The sequence below is a fragment of the Kribbella sp. NPDC056861 genome, from assembly GCF_040687575.1.
In the GTDB taxonomy this organism is placed as follows: Bacteria; Actinomycetota; Actinomycetes; order Propionibacteriales; family Kribbellaceae; genus Kribbella.
Window position 1 is genome coordinate 691,820 of record NZ_JBFBNQ010000005.1, and the last position, 18,171, is coordinate 709,990.

Below are 18,171 nucleotides of genomic sequence, written 5' to 3' on the forward strand. Positions count from 1 at the left end.
GGTCAAGGAGCACAGATCTGGGGCTATTTCAGCTCGGCAGAACTCTTGCCGAGCAGTCTTCTCGCGATGATCAGCTGCTGGATCTGCTGGGTGCCCTCGAAGATATCGAGGATCTTCGAGTCTCGCGCCCACTTCTCCAGGAGTTCGTGTTCGGAGTAGCCGACGCTGCCGGCGAGTTCTACGCACCGCAGAGTGATGTCGTTGCCTACTCGCCCTGCTTTGGCCTTGGCCATCGAGGCCTGGAGGGAGTTGGGGCGGCCGTTGTCGGCCATCCAGGCTGCCTGCAGGGTGAGGAGGTAGGCGGCTTCCCAGTCGGCTTCCATCTGCAGGTACGACGCTGCCGCCGCGGTCTGGAGGTGGACGGGGCGGTCGTAGTCGACCTCGACGCCGGCCTCCGACAGCAGGTCGCGGGTCACCTCGAGGGCGGCGCGGGCGCAGCCGACTGCCATCGCGGCGACCAGGGGGCGGGTGTTGTCGAAGGTCTGCATGACGCCTGCGAAACCCTTGTCCGCATCGACCTCCGGATTGCCCAGCAGGTTCTCGGCGGGCACCCGGCAGTTCTCGAAGCGGATCGTGGCGGTGTCGGAGGAACGGATGCCGAGCTTGTGCTCCAAGCGCTCGACGGTCATGCCGGGGGTGTCCTTGAAGACGACGAACGACTTGATCGCGGCGCGGCCGAGCGACTTGTCCAGCGTCGCCCAGACGACCACCGCGTCGCAGCGGCCGCCGGCAGTGACGAAGATCTTCTCGCCGTTGATGACATAGGCGTCGCCGTCCAGCCGGGCGGTGGTCTGGATGTTCGCCGAGTCCGACCCGCAGCCGGGCTCGGTGATCGCCATCCCGGCCCAGACGCCCTCGAAGCGTTCGAGTTGCTCGTCGGAAGCGACCGACGCGATCGCCGAGTTGCCCAGGCCCTGGCGCGGCATCGACAGCAGCAGCCCGACGTCGCCCCAGCACATCTCCATGATCGACAGCACCGACGACAGGTTGGACCCGTTCTTCACCTTGCCGTCGTCATCACCCTCAGTACGCCGTACGCCGCCCGCTCCCGCACCCGATCCGGTGCCTGACGCACCGAGCCCGTCGACCATCGCCGCGAGCATGTCCAGCTCCTTGGGATAGGCATGCTCAGCCAGATCGTAGGAGCGCGAGTTGGGCCGCAGCATCTCGGCCGCGACCTGATGCGCCTGGTGAACGAAAGCGCGGAACTTCCGCGGAGTCTCGAGGTTGATCATCAGACCAGCACCGCGCCTTCCATCACGCCGACGGCCCGCAGGTCGCGGTACCACCGCTCCACCGGATGCTCCTTGACGAACCCGTGCCCGCCGAGCAGTTGTACGCCGTCCGTGCCGATCTGCATCCCCTTCTCGGTGCACAGCCGCCGCGCCAGCGCGACCTCGCGAGCGAACGAAAGCCCTTGCTCAGCACGCGATCCGGCCCGATAGGTGACGAGCCGCATCCCTTCCAGCTCGATCGCGATGTTGGCGACCATGAAGGCGACCGACTGGCGATGGCTGATCGGCTCGCCGAACGCCGTCCGCTCGTTCACGTACGGCGTGACGTAGTCGAGCACCGCCTTCGCAGTACCGAGCGACAGCGCGCACCACCCCAGCCGCGACAGCCGGACACATTCGGCATAGTCCTCGAGCGTCCCCAACTGCACAGCCGGTACGTCGGCCAGCAACACCCGGCTCAGCGACGCGGCCCGCAGCCCCATCGACGGCTCGGCCTCGATCGTCACGCCGGGATGCCCCGACTCGACCAGGAACAACGCCGGCCCCTGGTCCTCGAGCTGCGCCGCGATCACGAACACCTCGGCCTCGGCACCGCGCGGGACCAGCGACTTCACCCCGTTGAGCAGATGACCGGTTCGTTGTCTCGTCGCCCTGGTCTTCAGGGTGAACGGATCGAACAGCGGCCGCGGCTCGACGATCGCCAGCGCGGCGGCCGGCACCGAGTCGCCGGTGAAGGCCGGCAGGTACGTCGCTTGTTGCGTCTCGTCGCCCCACAGCGAGATCGCCGTACTGACCGCGGCCGGCGCCAGACACGCGACCGCCTGACCCATGTCGCCATGCGCCATCGCCTCGGCGACCAGCACTCCGGTCATCGCCGACCGCTCACTGACGATCCCGCCAAGCTCCTCCGGTACCTCGATCAGGCTCAGCCCGAGCTCAGCCGACTGCGCGAGCACCTTGGCGTCCGTCGTACCGGCGTCATCCGCCTCGGCCGCAGCGGGCCGCAGCACCTCAGCGGCGTACTCCGTGACGACGCCGACGACCATCTGCTGGTCGTCGGTCGGAGTCAGGTCGAACCGGCCACTCCCCTTGGCTGCGGGCAAGCGCGACGGCGTGGCCAGCTTGGCGGCGGCCGTGAAGCTCCTGGTCAGCGCGCCGGCCGTCCGGAATCCGGTCTTAGTGGCCTCGAAGACCACCCGCTCGGTCTGCTTGCGCAACCCCAGCCGATCGATGGCCCGGAACTTCGCCAACCGGTTCAGCAGCGCGACCCCGACCCCGATCGGATCCCGCCGGCGCCCGGGTTTCGCACTCTGTTGCTGGATCACCATGCGGCAACTGTAAACCGAAGTTACAACCTAAGTCACGCAATCCACCGTCGGCACCCTCTGTGACCGGGGTTCAGGAGGACTGGGCGATCTGAGCGGCTTTCGCCGTCAGGTACCGCTGCTCAGGTAAAGAGGTCGTACGCCGGGCAGCGGCCAGATAGCGCTTTCGCGCCTCGGCAAGCCTGCCCAGCCGCTCCAGCAGATGCGCTCGTACTGCGTCCAGCCGGTGGTTGTCCGCCAGTCGATGGTCGTCGTCGAGCGTGCTGAGCAGCTCCAGCCCCGCCTCCGGACCCTCGACCTGAGCCAGCGCGATCGCGCGGTTGAGCGTCACCATCGGGTTCGGCGCGACCTTCTCCAGCAACAGGTAGAGCGCGAGAATCTGCTGCCAGTCGGTCTCGTCCGCACTCGGCGCCTCCGAGTGGATCGCGGCGATGGCCGCCTGCAACTGGTAACTGCCGACGGCACCGTGCGCGAGGGTTCGCAGTACCAGGGCGGCGCCCTCCTCGATCGGCTCACGCAGCCAGAGAGCGCGATCTTGCTCGTCGATCGGGATCAGACTGCCGTCCGGCGTGGTCCGCGCCGCCCGTCGCGCGTCGGTGAGCAGCATCAGCGCGAGCAGCCCCGCGACCTCGCCCTCGTCGGGCAGCAACTGATAGAGCAGCCTGGTCAGCCGGATCGCCTCCGCGGTCAGCTCGACGCGCTGCAGCTCGGGCCCGGAGCTGGCCGTGTAGCCCTCGTTGAAGATCAGGTAGAGCACCTGGAGGACGACGCGCAGCCGATCCGCGCGCTCCTCCTCGGGCGGCAGCACGAACCGGCTGCCGGCGCCCTTGATGCTCTTCTTCGCCCGGCTGATCCGCGGCGCCATCGTTGCCTCCGGCACCATGAACGCCTTGGCGATCTCGGCCGTCGTCAGCCCGCCGACCGCCCGCAGCGTCAGCGCGACCTGCGAGGCCGGCGTCACCGCCGGATGGCAGCACAGGAACAGCAACGTCAACGTGTCGTCGGACTCCGGCGGCTGATCCTGGTCAGCGCCCGGAGCAACCATCTCCTCCGGTCCGGCCATCGCCGCCACCGAGTCCTCCCGGCGCCGCCGAGCACTCTCACTGCGGAACTGGTCGGTCAGCTTGCGAGTGGCAACGGTGATCAACCACCCCCGCGGATTCCCCGGCACGCCGTCGTCCGGCCACTGCGTCGCCGCCGCCAGCAACGCCTCCTGTACTGCGTCCTCGCACAGGTCGAACTGGCCGTGCCGACGAGCCAGGAACCCCAAGACCTGAGGCGCCAACTCTCGTAGCAACCCCTCGATCTCACTCACGATCAATGTCCTTTCAGCGTTGCAGGTGGCGGAGCGCAGCGGTGGTCGGGATGCGGGTGAGCGGTCCGAGCAGCGAGGCGTCGCGGAGGGCTGCGCGCGCGGCCAGGTGACCGCAGCCGCCGTGCACGCCGGGGCCGGGGTGGATCGCGGAGCTTCCCAGGTAGAGACCGGAAACCACCGTGCGCGGGCTGCCGAGGCCGACGGTGGGCCGGAAGATCAGTTGCTGGTGGAGCTGCGAAGTACCGCCGCCGAGCGCGCCGAGGCCGAGTGACGCGTTGGCTTGGACGAAGTCGCTCGGGCGTTGCAGGTCGCGACCGGTGATCAGGTCCAGGAAGCCTGGCGCGTGGCGCTCGATCGCGCGATCCATCCGGCCTGCGAGCTTCTCGGCCTCGGCGTCGTCGGTGACGCCGCGCGGGAGGTGCGAGTACGCCCAGACCGCCTCGGTGCCTTCCGGGGAGCGTGAGCGGTCGGCCTTGGTGGTCTGGCCGATCAGCACGAAAGGTGCCGTGGGCAAGCGGCCGGTGTCGAGGTCGGCGCCGACGTGGACCAGGTCGTCCGCGGTACCGCCGAGGTGGATGACTCCGGCCTCGCGTGCCTCCACGCCTCGCCACGGGATCGGGCCGCTCAGTTGATAGTTCAGCTTCACGGTCGGGTAGTCCCACTCGAACTTCTCCAGGTCGCGGCGCAGTCCGGCTGGGACACTTGCTGACGGCAACAGTTTGCCGTACAGGGTCTGCGCGGAGACGTCTGCGATCACGGCCCGGCGTACCCCGACGGTCTCGCCGCCGGCGGTCCGCACGGCGGTGACCTTGCCGGCGGAGACTTCGATCGAGGTGATCGGGGTGCCGGTGACCAGAACGGCGCCGGCACGCTCGGCCCGGCGTACCAGGGCGGTCGAGAGAGCACTCGACCCGCCTTCGGCGACCGGGAAGCCGACATCCTGGGCGAGCATCGCGAGCAGCCAGCCCATCGTGCCGCTCACACTGCCGCTCAGCGGGGCGTCGGCGTGGAAGGCGTTGCCGGCCAGGAGAGCGCGACCTCGTGGTCCTTCGAAAAGTTCTTGGCCCATCCGGTGCATCGGCATCGCCATGAAGCGGGCAAATCTCGCCAGCTCCCCGGCCGAGCCGAGTTTGCGGGCCAGGCGGAGGCCGGGGGCCACCGGCGGCCAGGAGGTGAGCAGCGCCTGCAGGAACGGGCCGCGGATCTTGACGTAGTCCTGGTAGAGCCGCAGCCAGGTGTCGCCGTCCTTCGGGTGATCGCGGCCGATCGAGGCGGCGGTGTCGGCCGGATCGGGGTGGATCGCGACGCCGTTCTCGTCGTCGGGATCGAGCAGGTGCGCGAGCGCGAGTGGCGCGTGGGCCCAGCGGAGACCGTACTGCTCCAACTCGAGGGCACGCAGTACCGGAGAGGCGACGCCGAGCGGGTAGCTGGAGCTGAACCGGTCGCTGACCCAGCCGTCGGTGCTGGTCGAGCGCACCGCGCCGCCTGGCTCGTCGGCGGCTTCGAGCACAAGCACGTCCCAGCCCGCGTCGGCCAGGGCGATCGCGCTCACCAGCCCGTTCGGCCCGGAACCGATCACCACAGCATCGACCACGCGCGGCAGCATGATCCCGACCATAACCCGTGTCCGCTCCGGACCGACGTCAGACGTCGATCTGGCCCATCAACTCCAGGATCTCGCGGGCCCGCCCGAGCATCGCCGGGTCGACCATCCGGCCGTCGGGCAGCACGATCACGCCGCCCTCGGCGAGCCCCGCCTTCTCGACCGCCGCCAGCAGCTCGGCGGCCTCCGCCACCTGAGTCGCCGACGGCGTGAAGCACTGCACAATCGTCGCCAGCTGCCGCGGATGGATCGCGGTCCGCCCGACGAACCCCAGCGCCCGGCCCTCCAGCGAGGTCCGCCGCAGGCCCTCCTCATCGTCCACATGCGGATAAACCGACATCATCGGCGCGCCGAGCCCAGCCGCCCGCGAAGCCGACACCAACCGCCCGCGAGCCCAAGCGAGCCCCTCCGGCCCGTCGACTCCCAACGAGCTGGCCAGATCGGCCTCACCCAGCGCGACAGCAACCACCCGCGGATCAGCCGTCGCGATCTCGAACGCCCGCTCCAACCCGAGCGGCGACTCGATCAACGCCGTGATCCTTGCCGACGGCACCTGATCGAGCACTCGCAGCACGTCGTCCGCACTCTCCACCTTCGGCACCCGCACCCGCGCCGCCGGTACCGCGGCCAGCGCCGCCAGATCATCCTCGATCCACGGCGTTCCCGGCGCGTTCACCCGGACCTCGACCGGCGTCCGCCCGGTGAACGCGGCGATCCAGGCGATCGCCCAGCCGCGCGCATCGGCCTTGTCATCGACCGGCACGGCGTCCTCCAGGTCGAACACCACGAGATCGGGGCCTGCGGCAACAGCTTTCGCGAACCGATCCGGCCGATTGGCCGGCACATAGAGGGCGGTCAACACCTAGACGACTCCTGCCTCACGCAGCGCGGCCAATTGTTCGGGGGTGACACCGATCTCGGCCAGCACCGCGTCGGTGTCGGCGCCGTGCCGGCGGCCGGCCCAGCGGATCGACCCCGGCGACTCGGAGAGCCGGAAGAGCACGTTCTGCATCTGCACCGGGCCGCCGAGCTCGTCGTCGTCCACCTCGACGATCGTGTTCAGCGCCGCGTACTGCGGGTCCGTCACGATCCCGCGGATGTCGTGCACCGGACCGACCGCGGCCTCGGCCTTCTCGAAGGCGGCCATCACGTCGTCCAGGGAGCGCTCTCCGATCCAGTTGCCGACGGCATCGTCCAGCTCGTCCGCGTGCTCGGCGCGCTCACGTCCGGTCGCGAACCACGGCTGCGCGACCAGGTCCGGCCGCCCGACCAGCGTCACGACTCGCTCGGCGATGCTCTGCGAACTCGTCGAGACCGCCACCCAGCGACCGTCCGCGGTCCGGTAGACGTTGCGGGGAGCGTTGTTCGACGAGCGGTTGCCGAGTCGCGGCTGCACGTACCCGGTCTGCTGGTACGCCGTGATCCCACCGCCGAGCATCATCAGGATCGGCTCGATGATCGCCATGTCGATCACCTGCCCCGCCCCCGACCGGTCGCGCTCCCGCAGCGCCACCAGTACGGCGTACGCGGTCGCGAGCGCGGTGATCCCGTCGGCCAGCCCGAACGGTGGCAGCGTCGGCGGCCCGTCGGGCTCCCCCGTCACCGCGGCGAACCCACTCATTGCCTCGGCCAACGACCCGAATCCGGGCCGGCTCGACCACGGCCCGACCTGCCCGAAGGCGGTCACTCGCGCGATCACCAACCGAGGGTTTGCTTCAAGCAGCACGTCGGGCCCCAGACCCCACCGCTCCAGCGTGCCCGGGCGGAAGTTCTCCACCAGCACGTCGTTGGCGCGCACCAACTCGAGAAACACGTCGCGTCCCTGCGACAGATCGAGCGTCGCCAGCCGCTTGTTCCGGCCGAGCGTCTTGAACCAGAGCCCGACCCCGTTCTTGCTGGTGCCGTGCCCGCGGGCCGCGTCCGGTCGCGACGGATGCTCGATCTTCGTCACGTCCGCGCCGAAGTCACCGAGGAACGTCGCCGCCAACGGGCCGGCGAACAGCGTGGCCGCCTCCAGCACCTTCACGCCCTTGAGCGGTGCCTGCCTCATCTCAGCACCTCAGGTGTCATCCCGCGCACCGGAAGCCGATGGTCTCCGAGCGGTCCAGCCCGCCACCCGTAAGCACCAGCTTGAAGCTGACCTCCGGGTCCTGCGGGCCGCCGTCGGAGTACCAATCGGAGCCCTCAGCAACGAAGTACGAGCCGCCCTTGAGGATGCAGAACCGGCTGCGCCCGTCGCGGTGCTCGCTCTCGGTCAGGTTCCAGACCCGCGGCTCGGCGTAAGTGAACCGGTCCAGTCCGGCCGCGACCTGCCACTCGTCCTCGGTCGGCAACCGACCCCCACGCCACACCGCGTAGGCGCGAGCGTCCGGCAGATCGACGTACGTCACCGGCTGGTCCTCTGTGCCGGCAACGGGCGAACCGTCCACCCAGTGCGCGAGGAACCTGTTCGCCACCAGCGGCTGGTAGCCCGTCGCGGCCAGGAACTCGGCGTACTCCGCGTTGGTCACCTCGCGGATCGCCACCGAGATCCCGGAGAGCGCGATCTCGCGCGTCATGGTCTGGATGTCGTGCAAACGAGGAGGCAGCGGCTTCCACTCCTCCACGTAAGGTGCCTGGTCGTACAGTCCGGTCTCGCGCCGCCGGTGCCGAACCGTCAGAGAGCGCTCCCCAGCTGGGACCTCGACAGTCTCACCGGCGAAGACGCCGGCCACGACCTCAGGCACCGCCACCCGGACAGCAGGCGAGACAGGGAACGCGGAGTCCTTCACATGCGGCCGCGAGGTCGTGCCGAGCCGACGCGCAGTCGCCCGGCAGGTCTGCCCAGCGGTCGCACCGACGCGAACGATCCCGGCGATCCCACGACCGGGCACCACCAGGTGCACGCCGTCGTCGTCCGCGGTGATCGGCACGCCCGTGGTCACGTCGTACCAGTCGCCGACCTGGTCCTCGGAGCGCAACGCGATGCCCTCGAAGTCCTCGTCGTCACGGTTGATCAAGGTCCAGAAGGTGACATCGGCCAGCTCGAAGCGCGATCCGAACACGCCGTGCTCGCGCGCCTTGTCCGGGATCTCTGGCGTCAGCGGGATCCAGTCGCCGCCGATCAGGATCGGCGAGAACGCTCGCTGGGCCGCGACCATCCGGCGCAGCGTCGCGCGATCACGGGCGTTCCAGCCGACCCAGGCCGAGAACACCGACTCCCAGACCAGGATGCCGACGCCGTTCACCCAGGCGGACTGCAGCTCGTCGCTGTGATCGCGGTTCCAGCGACGGGTGTGGTGCATCATGTGCCGGCGCTCGAACAGGTGCGCCCGCAGTACGCCGGGCGCCCGGGTGTCGGCGAACCACTGCGCCCAGGACAACGCGTGATCGCCGATCCTTGCCAACGGCAACCGTGACTCGCCCTCGAAGGCGATCGCCGGGTTGGCCCGCTTCAACGGCCGGGTGAACTCCGGGTCGGCCTCCTTCAACGTGTCGAGAAAGGCGCCGTCGGCACCGAAATCGGCCACCAGAGCAGCGAATTCGTCCCCGTCGGGCCGCGCCGCGCGCCGGGTGCCGACGTCCCACGGGTTGTAGTCGAAGAAGACCTTCAGCCCCAGCTCGTGCAGCCGGGCCACCAGTTCCTTCAACCCCGGCACGTCGCGGTAGAAGTCGAACTGGTTGCGCGAGTCGATCCCGATCACCGGGTACGCGTGCCACAGCACCACCGCGTCGTAGCCACCGAAGTCGTCGATCCCGTGCTGGACGAACTGCTCCGGCGTGAAGACGCCCGCGTCGACGTCGTACAGCTGGTCGTCCCACAGCCAGACCAGCGCCACCGAGTACGCCGTCTGGGTCCACTCGCGACCCGGCTCCTCGTAGTGCGAGCCACCGTCGTACGCCGTCCGGTCGAAGGCGCCCATCAGCCACTCGGCGAGCTTGCCGCGCCAGCGCGGCAGATCGGCCGGGTCTTCGGGGGCGCCGAGGATCTTGGCGTCGTCGAGGAAGGCCAGATCGGCCCGGAGGCCGAGATCGACCCTCGCGGGCTGATCGATCGGCCTGGGCTCGAGGGGGTTCACAGGTATACCTCCGCAAGACGCGCGTCGATGACTTCCCCGTGAGGCACCGAGGGGATCGCCCCCGCGGTTTGAACGCTCAATGAAGCAGCAACGTTAGCGCGTCGGACCGCATTCGTCAGGTCGCGGGCTGTAGTTGATTCGGCAGCGAGTGTCGCGGCGAGGACACCGCAGAAGGTGTCCCCCGCGGCGGTGGTGTCGACCACCTCGACCGACACGCCCGGGATCCGAATCTCCGCGGCCTCCCGGGAAAGGATCACCGCTCCCTCCGCGCCGAGCGTGACCACGGCGGCCGGCACCCGGTCGAGCAACGCGGCGAACTCCGCGCCGGCCACCGCCTCGGCTTCGGTCTCGTTCACCACCAGCAGATCGACGTGTGCGAGCAGCTCGTCGGACAGCTCGGCCGCCGGAGCCGCGTTCAGGATGAAGTAGGCACTCGCCTCGGCCGCGGCCTGGACGGTGGCGAACGGGATCTCCAGTTGGGAAAGCACGATTTTCGCGTCCCCGATCGCGGCGAGCGCGTCGGCCGAGAGCTTGAGATCGGCGTTGGCCGAGGGCGCGACGACGATCGAGTTCTCCCCGTCGGCGGCGACCGTGATGATCGCGGTACCGGTCGGGTTGGCTGAGGTCGAGACGAGCGAGAGGTCTACTCCGGAGCCTTCGAGGGCGTCGCGCAGCAGGGTGCCGCCGTCGTCCGCGCCGAGTGAGGCGACGAACGCGGTCGAGGCGCCGGCCCGGGCGGACGCGACCGCCTGGTTGGCGCCCTTGCCGCCCGGCCCGCGCGTCAGCCCGCTCGCCAGCAGCGTCTCGCCGGGTCGTGGGATCCGCGGGACCGGCAGCACCAGGTCCACGTTCGCGCTCCCCACGACTACGACCTCAGCCACGCCTGACCTCCACGTTCTCTGCTGCCTTTGAAGCTGCCACCGTCCGGGCCGCCAACTCGCTGATCGCCACCTGGTTCATCCCCGGCAAGCTGGTGGCCAGCCGGTCGTCCAACGGTCCGGCCCACTCTGCCGGAACGCCCAGTACCGCGCCAAGCACTGCGCCAACCGTGGCGCCCGCCGAATCGGTGTCCCAGCCGCCCATCACCGCACGACCGATGCCGGTCGCGAAGTCGGGCGCGGTCAACGCGTAGGCGGTGAGCGCGGTGTTGTTCACCGAGTGCACCCAGTGCAGGTGCCCGTACTGCGCATGCAAGGCGTCCAGCGCGTCATCCAGCGGCGTACCGGCCAGGTCGAGTCCGAAACGCACCGCGCGAGCGATCTCACCGTCAGCGGCGATCGCCTCCAGCCCTGACTCCGCGACCGCGATCGGACCGTCGAGCACCATCGCCGCGGCCGACATCGCCGCCACCCAGATCGCGCCGTCGACACCGGCGCCGGTGTGGCTCAGCCGAGCGTCGGCCAACGCGAGCCTGGCGGCCGCAGTACGGTCGCCCGGGTTGACCCAGCCGTACACATCGGTCCGGATCTGCGCGCCGATCCACTCCCGGAACGGGTTCCGCACCAGCGCAGCCTGCTCCGGGGCCACCCCGTCGAGCAGGTTGCGGTAGGCCACCCGCTCAGCCGTGAAGACTCGCCCGGCCGGCAGGTCGTTGAGCCACACCAGCGCCACTTGCTCGGTGGTCAGTTCAGCTCCGTGCCGCTCGACCAGTTGCAGGGCCAGGATCGCGAAGTTGAGATCGTCGTCCTCGGGCATCCCGTCGATGACCTCGCGCAGACTCGTCGGCTTGGACCGCTTGTTCCACGGCCACCGCCCGAGCACCTCGTCCGGCACCCCCACCGCAGTCACGTACTGCGTCAGCGGCCACTGCCCCGAACTCTGCAGAATCTCCCGGATCCCCTCCCGCGGAATCTTCTCCACCGGCTTCCCCAGCAAGTTCCCCGCAGCACGCCCCAGCCACGCATTCAGTGATCTGTCTCTACTGTCACCCAAGGGTGGGAGTTGCGGAATCTCCGGCGCAGTCCATCCAGCAAAGCGTCCGTCCAGCTCCTCCAGCAGCTCCCTGGCGAGCGCCCTCAGCTCCGGCGCAGCCGGCTTGTCCGACGCCCCGGACACCGGCGCGTCCGTAGTACCACCGGCCGCCACCCAGCGCTCAGCGACGTCCGAGACCTCGACCCCCTCGGACGCGGACTGGACCAGTTGGTGCGGGAGGAGATCCTCCGGCTGCACCCAGGTCATTCTCATCGGCTCAGTCTCTCCAACGTTTCACTCCGACCCGCGAACCGACGCGCGTCGGCCGCGTGCAAGTCCGCCGCCACCGACGCCATCACCCGGCCCGGCTGCTCCAGATCCGTCCTGCTCGCCTCGGCGATCACCGTCGCCCACTCCCCCGGCACACCACCCGCGCCGCTCAGCCCCCCAGTGATCGCCCCCGCCATCGACGCGATCGAGTCCGCGTCCCGCCCGTAGTTGGTGCCGCCCAGCACGGCCTCTCGAACATCCCCACCGGACACCAGCACGAAACCCAGCGCGACCGGCAGTTCCTCGATCGCCTTGGTCCGGCTCGGCCGCCGTGCATCGAGCGATTGATTCCGGTACTCCGGTCCGACGGTGTCGAACGGCTCGACCGCCTTCCGCAGTACCGGGATCGCCGACTCCCAGTCGGTCAGCCCGTCAGCCGCCTCGGCCACCGCCTCGACCGCCGCTCGAGTGCCGTCCTTGGCCAGCGCCAACGCGGCCGCCACCGCTGACGAAGCAGTTGCCCCAGGCATCATTGCCGCCGCCACCGCCGCGGCGAGCACACCGGCCGCCTCGCGCCCGTAGCTCGACTGATGCGCGCCGGCCAGGTCGATCGCCTCGGCATAGGCCCCGGCAGGATCACCCGCATTGGCGATCCCGACCGGCGCCACGTACATCGCCGCGCCGCAGTTCACGATGTTGCCGACGCCGGCCTCCCGCGGATCGATGTGCCCGTAGTGCAACCGCGCGACCAGCCACTTCTCGGCGAGGAAGACCCGTTGCAGGAGCAACGCCTCGGTCTCCAGTTCCGGGATCCAGCGCTTCTCGGTCAGCAGCTTCGGCACCAGCGACTCGGCGATCGCGTACGCGTCCAGGTGCGCGCGGCGTTCGTCGTACACCTCGACCAGGGCGTGCGTCATCAACGTGTCGTCGGTGATGTGCCCGTCGCCCTTGTGGTACGGCGCGATCGGGCGCGCGTTGCGCCAGTCGTCGTACCACGGGCCGACGATGCCGGTCACCCAGCCGCCGTGCCGTTCCCGGATCGCCTCCGGGGTCCAGCCCTCGACCGCTCCGCCGATCGCGTCACCGACCGCGGAGCCGACCAGGACTCCTACCGACTTGTCCTCAAGAGCTGTCGCTTGTTCCGGCATCAGCTGTTGACCTGCCCCCATCCGTCGTTCAGCTTCTTGCCCAGTCCGGCCAGATCGATCTTGTTCGCCAGGTACTCCTGCAGCGCCGGCGTCGCGATCTGGTCCTTCCACTTCGGGTAGTTCTCCACGCTCTGGAACGGCGCCTTGGTCAGCTCCTCGCCGCTGGCCAGCGTCTGCATCCAGCCGTTCTTGCCGCCGGTCGCCTTCTCGAGCGCGTCCCGGGCCGCCTTGGTGGTCGGGATCAACCAGTCGCCCTGCCCGACCGCGGCCAGGTTGTCGGCCTTCATGAAGTAGTCGATGAACTGCGCCGACTGCTTGATGTGCTTGCCCTCAGCCGGCACCGACAGGGTCTGCGGGTTCGCGGCCTGCTTCTCCGAGCTGCCCTTCAGCGGCGGCAGCACCTGCCACTCGAAGCCCTTCGGCGCCTGCTCGACGATCTGCTGCGCGGCATAGTTGCCGCCGACAATCATCGCGTACTTGCCGCCGAAGAAGCCCGGCAGGACGTCGGAACCGCTCTGGGTCAGCGAGGTCGGGTCGATCGACTTGTCGTCGTACGCCATCGCGTGGATCCGCTTCGGCACCTCGAGCTCGGCGTCGCCGATCTTCGCCTTGGCGTCCCGGCCGGTGCCCTCGAAGAACGCGCCGTCGAAGTTCATCCCGAGGTTCAGCACGGTGGCCGTCGGGCTCTTCAGCCCCCAGCCGAGACCGTACTTGCCGCCGGCGGTGAGCTTCTTCGCGTTCGCCTGCAGGTCGTCCCAGCTGAGCGAGTCGCCGGTGGTCGCGATGCCGGCCTGCTTGAGCAACGCGGTGTTGCCGAACACGACGTACGACTGCAGCAAGGTCGGCGCGGCGAACACCTTGCCGTTACCGGAGACCGTGTCCCAGACACCCTGCGGGACGGCGTCCTTCGTCTCCTGGCTCAGGTACTGCGAGAGGTCGGCGAGATAACCCTGGTTGGCGAAGCCGGTGATGTCGGCCGACTCGTCCTGGATCACGTCCGGCGCCGTACTGCCCTGGAACTGGGTGACGAGCTGGTCGTGCACGGAGTCCCAGCTGCCCTGGACGTACTCGACCTGGATGTTCGGGTTCGCCGCGTTCCAGTCGGCGACGATCTTCTTGGTCGCCGCGACGGTGGTCTTCTGGAAGGCGAGGCTCTGGAACTTCAGCGTCACCTTCTCGTTCGGGTCACCCGACCCGGAGTCGTCGCTGCCGCCACAGGCCGCGAGCGTCACCAGAGCGCTTGCCGCCATCAGGGCAATCACTGCTTTCTTCATTGCATCTCCTCAGGGATCTCTAACCCTTAACGGCGCCACTCAGCAGACCGGAGGTCAACCGGCGCTGAAGGAAGGCGAAGAACACAAGACTCGGCACGGTGGCCAGCACGGACGCGGCCGCCAGCGGTCCGAACTGGACCTGGCCCTCGGCCCCGACGAAGCGGGCGAGCACCAGCGGCAGCGTCTTCAGTTGCGGGTCCTGCAGCAGGACCAGGGCGAAGAAGAACTCGTTCCACGCCGAGATGAAGGTGAACATCGCGGTCGCGATCAGCCCGGGCCGCAGCAACGGCATCACGATCGAGACGATCGTCCGGACCCGGCTCGCGCCGTCGACCGACGCGGCCTCCTCCAGCTCCCGCGGTACGGCGGCGACGTACCCCTGCAGCATCCACAGGGCGAACGGCATCGACCAGACCATGTAGACGATCACCACGCCCGGGATCGTGTTGGTCAGATGCAGCGGCCGCAGGATCAGGAACAGCGGGATCACGATCAAGATCACCGGGAACACCTGGCTGACCAGGATCCACCCGTTGGTGATCGGCCGGAGCCGGCTGCGGAACCGCGCCAGCGCATACGCCACCGGCAGCGAGACCACCAGCACGAGCACTGTCGAGGCGACCGAGATCTGCAGGCTGTTCCACATCGAGTGGACCAGCCCCTGCTCCCGCAGCGCGTCGGTGTAGTTGGAGAAACTCGGCTGCTTCGGAAACACCGAGGGCGTCATGCTCGCGAACTCGCGCGGCGATTTCAGCGAACTCGAGATCAGCCAGAGCAGCGGGAAACCGAGGAAGACCAGGTAGCAGATCACCGCGACGTACTGCGCCGCGCGGGCGGCCGGTCGCGTCTTCACGCCTCGCTCCTCAGCCGATTGCGGAGGTAGAACGCGAGGAACACGATGATGATCACGACCATCACGTCACCCATCGCGGCCGCCATCCCGAAGTTCCCGTACCGGAACGCCTCGTTGTAGGCGAACAGCATCGGCAGCATCGTCTTGCCGCCCGGTCCGCCCGCGGTGAGCACGTAGACCAGCCCGAACGAGTTGAAGTTCCAGATCATGTCCAGGCTGGTGATCGCCACGATCACCGTCCTGAGCTGCGGCAGCGTGATGTTCCAGAACTGCGACCAGGCGCCGGCCCCGTCCACCGCGGCCGCCTCGTACAGGGAGCGGTCGATGCTCTGCAGACCGGCCAGCAGGGTGACGGTCGTCATCGGCATCCCGACCCAGATACCGACCACGATCACGGCCGGCAGCGCGGTACTGAAGTCGCCGAGGAAGTTAATCGGGTGATCGGTCAGGTGCAGGTTCTGCAGGATCTGGTTGACCGGGCCGTTGGTCGGGTGCAGCAACAGCCGCCACATGATCGCGACCACCACCGGCGGCATCGCCCATGGGATCAGCGCGAGCGTGCGGGCGACACCCCGGAAACGGAGATCGGTGTTCAGCAGCAACGCCAGGCCGAGCGCGGCGACGAACTGCAGGATCGTCACCGAGAGCGTCCAGATCAGGCCGATCTTGAACGACTCCCAGAACAGCCCGTTGTGCAGCAGTTTCTCGAAGTTGCCGAGGCCGATGAAGTTCGTGTCGAGGTTCAGCCCGGCGCGCGAGTCGGTGAACCCGAGCGCGATGCCGCGCAGCAACGGGTAGACGCTCAGCAGCAGAACGGGCAGCAACGCGGGAAGGAACAGAAAGATCGCTTCTCTGTTCTGCTTCGGCCGGCCGCTCCCGGGTTTCTTCGGAGTCGCGGTCAGCGTCGCGGCGCTCACGGCGTCGACCTCCGCACACTCAGGGTCGGTTGTACGACGATCCGCCGCGGCGTCCGGCTGTCGTCCTCGATCCTCGCCAGCAACAACTCGGCGGCCCGCCGGCCTCGCTCGGCCGACCCCAGGTTCACACTCGTCAGCGGCGGAAAGACCTGCTCGGCCAGCTCGGAGTCGTCCATCCCGATCACCGCGACGTCATCCGGTACGACGAGACCGCGCGCCGCCAGCTCGTGCATGATGCCAACGGCAAGCAAATCGTTGGCCGCGACGATCGCATCGAGCGGAGCACCGTTCAGCCCCGACAGCAGCTCGACCCCCGCCTCACGCCCCGCCGCGAAGGTGAAGTCCACTGCCTCGACTTCAGCGACCGGCCGCAGCCCGTTCGCCTTCATCGCATCCGCGAATCCCTTGGCTCGCGCTCCACCAGGCACCGTGTCGACCGGCCCGTTCACAAACGCGATCCGCCGCCGCCCCTTGGCCAGCAGGTGCTCGACCGCCAGCAGCATGCCCTTCGGCGAGTTCGCCCGGACCGTGTCGACTCCAGCCGACGACGGCACGTTACCGGCGACAACCACCGGCACATCGCACTCGCGAATCGACTTGATCAGATCGTCGTCCACCCGCAGCGGGCTGATCACCAGCCCATCGGCGTACCCACGGGCCATCCCCCGCACCAGCGCAACCTCGTCGACGACATCCGGCCCAGTGGTGGTCACCACCAGCCGATACCCCGCGGCGGAGACGACCTCCTCGACCGCGCGCATCATCGTCACGTAGACCGGGTTACCGACGTCGGCCACGGCCAGGGTCAGCTGGAAGGTCCGCCCGACCTTGAGCGACCGCGCCCGGGAATCGGGCACGTAGCCGAGCTCCTCGACCGCGCGCCTGACCCGTTCGCCCATCTCCTCCGTCGCGGGCAGCCCGTTCAGCACCCGCGACACGGACGCCACCGAAACTCCGGCGGCCCGTGCCACTCCCGCGATCGTCGGCCGGCTCACGCAGCCTCCTGTAATCGTTCTTGTAATCGTTTACAGCCCCGACTGTAAAACGCCGGATCGGCACCGTCAACCGCCCGCACTGTGGGACACGAGCAGCGACCGCTGATAACTCAACTAATCTGATCGACTTACTACCCCGCTCACGATGGAGCCGCCCGATGAGCCTGACCTTCCACTGGTTCCTGCCGACCTCCGGCGACTCGCGCAACATCACCGGCGGCGGCCACGGCGCGGAGGTGGTCCACCGCGACCGGCCGGTGACGATCAGGTACCTGCGGCAGATCGCCAGCGCCGCCGAGGAACTCGGCTTCGAGGGCGCGCTGACCCCGACCGGCCCGCAGTGCGACGACGCCTGGCTGTCGACGGCATCGTTGCTCGACTCAACGGATCGGCTGAAGTTCCTGGTCGCGCTCCGGCCCGGACTGCTGTCGCCGACCCTGGCCGCGCAGATGGCGACCACCTTCCAGAATCAGTCGGGCGGCCGGCTGCTGCTCAACGTCGTGACCGGCGGCGAACCCTCCGAGCAGAAGGCGTTCGGCGACTTCCTGAGCAAGGACGAGCGGTACCGGCGGACCGACGAGTTCCTGGCGATCGTCCGCAAGCTCTGGGAGCACGGCGACCCGTTCGACTTCCACGGCGAGCACCTGCGCGTCGAGCAGGCGCGACTGGTGAGCGTGCCCGATCCGATCCCTCAGGTGTACTTCGGTGGCTCGTCGGCCGCGGCCGGTCCCGTTGCCGCTGCCCGCAGCGATGTCTACCTGACCTGGGGCGAGCCGCCCGCAGACGTGGCCGAGAAGCTCAATTGGATCCGCAAGTTGGCCGCCGAGGCAGGCCGCACGGTGCGCTTCGGCATCCGGCTACACGTGATCACCCGCGACACGTCCGAGGACGCCTGGCGCGAAGCACACCGGCTACTGGCCGCGATCCCGCCCGAGACGATCGCCAAGGTGCAGGCCGGGCTGAACAGGAGCGAGTCGGTCGGCCAGCGGCGGATGATGTCGCTGCACGGCGGTTCCGCCGAGGACCTGGAGATCTACCCGAACCTCTGGGCCGGCGTCGGCCTGGTCCGCGGGGGTGCCGGCACCGCCCTGGTCGGCAGCCACGAAGAAGTTGCCGACCGCATCAAGGAGTACGCCGCCCTGGGGATCGAGGAGTTCATCCTGTCGGGCTACCCCCACCTCGAGGAGGCCTACTGGTTCGGCGAAGCAGTACTCCCCCGGCTGGAACGCGACGGTCTGTGGACCCGCCCCGGCAACGACTGAGAAAG

The 18,171-nt window shown here is 68.9% G+C and carries 15 protein-coding genes; 1 reads left to right on the top strand and 14 read right to left on the bottom strand.

What is annotated here, in order from left to right; all coding sequences use genetic code 11:
- Nucleotides 1-23: 23 nt before the first annotated feature.
- The 14 genes from AB0P21_RS27440 to AB0P21_RS27505 form a co-directional block, all read right to left on the bottom strand.
- On the bottom strand, nucleotides 24-1,235 hold the full coding sequence (locus tag AB0P21_RS27440; RefSeq protein ID WP_363700083.1) for an acyl-CoA dehydrogenase family protein: 1,212 nt from the start codon (nucleotides 1,233-1,235) through the stop codon (nucleotides 24-26).
- Complete coding sequence (locus tag AB0P21_RS27445; protein WP_363700084.1) at nucleotides 1,235-2,563, bottom strand: acyl-CoA dehydrogenase family protein; 1,329 nt, start codon at nucleotides 2,561-2,563, stop codon at nucleotides 1,235-1,237. The genes AB0P21_RS27440 and AB0P21_RS27445 overlap by 1 nt, the downstream gene beginning before the upstream one ends.
- A 70-nt stretch (nucleotides 2,564-2,633) precedes the next feature.
- On the bottom strand, nucleotides 2,634-3,875 hold the full coding sequence (locus tag AB0P21_RS27450; protein ID WP_363700085.1) for a sigma-70 family RNA polymerase sigma factor: 1,242 nt from the start codon (nucleotides 3,873-3,875) through the stop codon (nucleotides 2,634-2,636).
- 13 nt (nucleotides 3,876-3,888) lie between these two features.
- Nucleotides 3,889-5,481 carry an NAD(P)/FAD-dependent oxidoreductase gene (locus AB0P21_RS27455; protein WP_363700086.1) on the bottom strand — a complete coding sequence of 531 codons (1,593 nt, stop codon included), beginning with the start codon at nucleotides 5,479-5,481 and terminating at the stop codon, nucleotides 3,889-3,891.
- Nucleotides 5,482-5,518: 37 nt separating this feature from the next.
- Nucleotides 5,519-6,340: a CoA ester lyase gene (locus AB0P21_RS27460; protein ID WP_363700087.1), complete on the bottom strand. Its 822-nt coding sequence runs from the start codon at nucleotides 6,338-6,340 to the stop codon at nucleotides 5,519-5,521.
- Nucleotides 6,341-7,528, bottom strand: a complete 1,188-nt coding sequence (locus AB0P21_RS27465; protein ID WP_363700088.1) for a CoA transferase — start codon at nucleotides 7,526-7,528, stop codon at nucleotides 6,341-6,343.
- A 16-nt stretch (nucleotides 7,529-7,544) separates the two neighbouring features.
- A complete protein-coding gene (locus tag AB0P21_RS27470) occupies nucleotides 7,545-9,536 on the bottom strand; it encodes an SUMF1/EgtB/PvdO family nonheme iron enzyme (protein WP_363700089.1) in 1,992 nt (663 codons plus the stop codon).
- Nucleotides 9,533-10,417 (bottom strand): ribokinase, encoded by an 885-nt coding sequence (locus tag AB0P21_RS27475; RefSeq protein ID WP_363700090.1) that lies wholly within the window; start codon nucleotides 10,415-10,417, stop codon nucleotides 9,533-9,535. Before AB0P21_RS27475 ends, AB0P21_RS27470 begins: the two co-directional genes overlap by 4 nt.
- The gene (locus AB0P21_RS27480) at nucleotides 10,410-11,720 is read right to left on the bottom strand and encodes an ADP-ribosylglycohydrolase family protein (RefSeq protein WP_363700091.1); all 1,311 of its coding nucleotides are present in this window, start codon (nucleotides 11,718-11,720) and stop codon (nucleotides 10,410-10,412) included. The genes AB0P21_RS27475 and AB0P21_RS27480 overlap by 8 nt, the downstream gene beginning before the upstream one ends.
- On the bottom strand, nucleotides 11,717-12,865 hold the full coding sequence (locus AB0P21_RS27485) for an ADP-ribosylglycohydrolase family protein (RefSeq protein ID WP_363700092.1): 1,149 nt from the start codon (nucleotides 12,863-12,865) through the stop codon (nucleotides 11,717-11,719). Before AB0P21_RS27485 ends, AB0P21_RS27480 begins: the two co-directional genes overlap by 4 nt.
- Nucleotides 12,865-14,139, bottom strand: coding sequence for an extracellular solute-binding protein (locus AB0P21_RS27490; protein ID WP_363700093.1), 1,275 nt, complete (start codon nucleotides 14,137-14,139; stop codon nucleotides 12,865-12,867). Before AB0P21_RS27490 ends, AB0P21_RS27485 begins: the two co-directional genes overlap by 1 nt.
- 19 nt (nucleotides 14,140-14,158) lie before the next feature.
- Nucleotides 14,159-14,992: a carbohydrate ABC transporter permease gene (locus tag AB0P21_RS27495; protein WP_363700094.1), complete on the bottom strand. Its 834-nt coding sequence runs from the start codon at nucleotides 14,990-14,992 to the stop codon at nucleotides 14,159-14,161.
- Nucleotides 14,989-15,909, bottom strand: a complete 921-nt coding sequence (locus tag AB0P21_RS27500) for a sugar ABC transporter permease (RefSeq protein WP_363700095.1) — start codon at nucleotides 15,907-15,909, stop codon at nucleotides 14,989-14,991. Before AB0P21_RS27500 ends, AB0P21_RS27495 begins: the two co-directional genes overlap by 4 nt.
- Nucleotides 15,906-16,904 carry a LacI family DNA-binding transcriptional regulator gene (locus AB0P21_RS27505; RefSeq protein WP_363700096.1) on the bottom strand — a complete coding sequence of 333 codons (999 nt, stop codon included), beginning with the start codon at nucleotides 16,902-16,904 and terminating at the stop codon, nucleotides 15,906-15,908. The genes AB0P21_RS27500 and AB0P21_RS27505 overlap by 4 nt, the downstream gene beginning before the upstream one ends.
- A gap of 158 nt (nucleotides 16,905-17,062) precedes the next feature.
- On the opposite strand from AB0P21_RS27505, the gene AB0P21_RS27510 reads away from it, so the two are divergent.
- Entirely contained in the window at nucleotides 17,063-18,166 is a 1,104-nt protein-coding gene (locus AB0P21_RS27510) for an LLM class flavin-dependent oxidoreductase (RefSeq protein ID WP_363700097.1), read from the top strand.
- Nucleotides 18,167-18,171 lie beyond the last annotated feature (5 nt).

Bases quoted from the DNA above. Each gene is read 5' to 3' on its own strand.
- AB0P21_RS27455 (WP_363700086.1), bottom strand. From the start codon at position 5,481: ATGCTGCCGCGCGTGGTCGATGCTGTGGTGATCGGTTCCGGGCCGAAC.
- AB0P21_RS27440 (WP_363700083.1), bottom strand. From the start codon at position 1,235: ATGATCAACCTCGAGACTCCGCGGAAGTTCCGCGCTTTCGTTCACCAG.
- AB0P21_RS27490 (WP_363700093.1), bottom strand. From the start codon at position 14,139: ATGAAGAAAGCAGTGATTGCCCTGATGGCGGCAAGCGCTCTGGTGACG.
- AB0P21_RS27485 (WP_363700092.1), bottom strand. From the start codon at position 12,865: ATGCCGGAACAAGCGACAGCTCTTGAGGACAAGTCGGTAGGAGTCCTG.
- AB0P21_RS27480 (WP_363700091.1), bottom strand. From the start codon at position 11,720: ATGAGAATGACCTGGGTGCAGCCGGAGGATCTCCTCCCGCACCAACTG.
- AB0P21_RS27465 (WP_363700088.1), bottom strand. From the start codon at position 7,528: ATGAGGCAGGCACCGCTCAAGGGCGTGAAGGTGCTGGAGGCGGCCACG.
- AB0P21_RS27445 (WP_363700084.1), bottom strand. From the start codon at position 2,563: ATGGTGATCCAGCAACAGAGTGCGAAACCCGGGCGCCGGCGGGATCCG.
- AB0P21_RS27510 (WP_363700097.1), top strand. From the start codon at position 17,063: ATGAGCCTGACCTTCCACTGGTTCCTGCCGACCTCCGGCGACTCGCGC.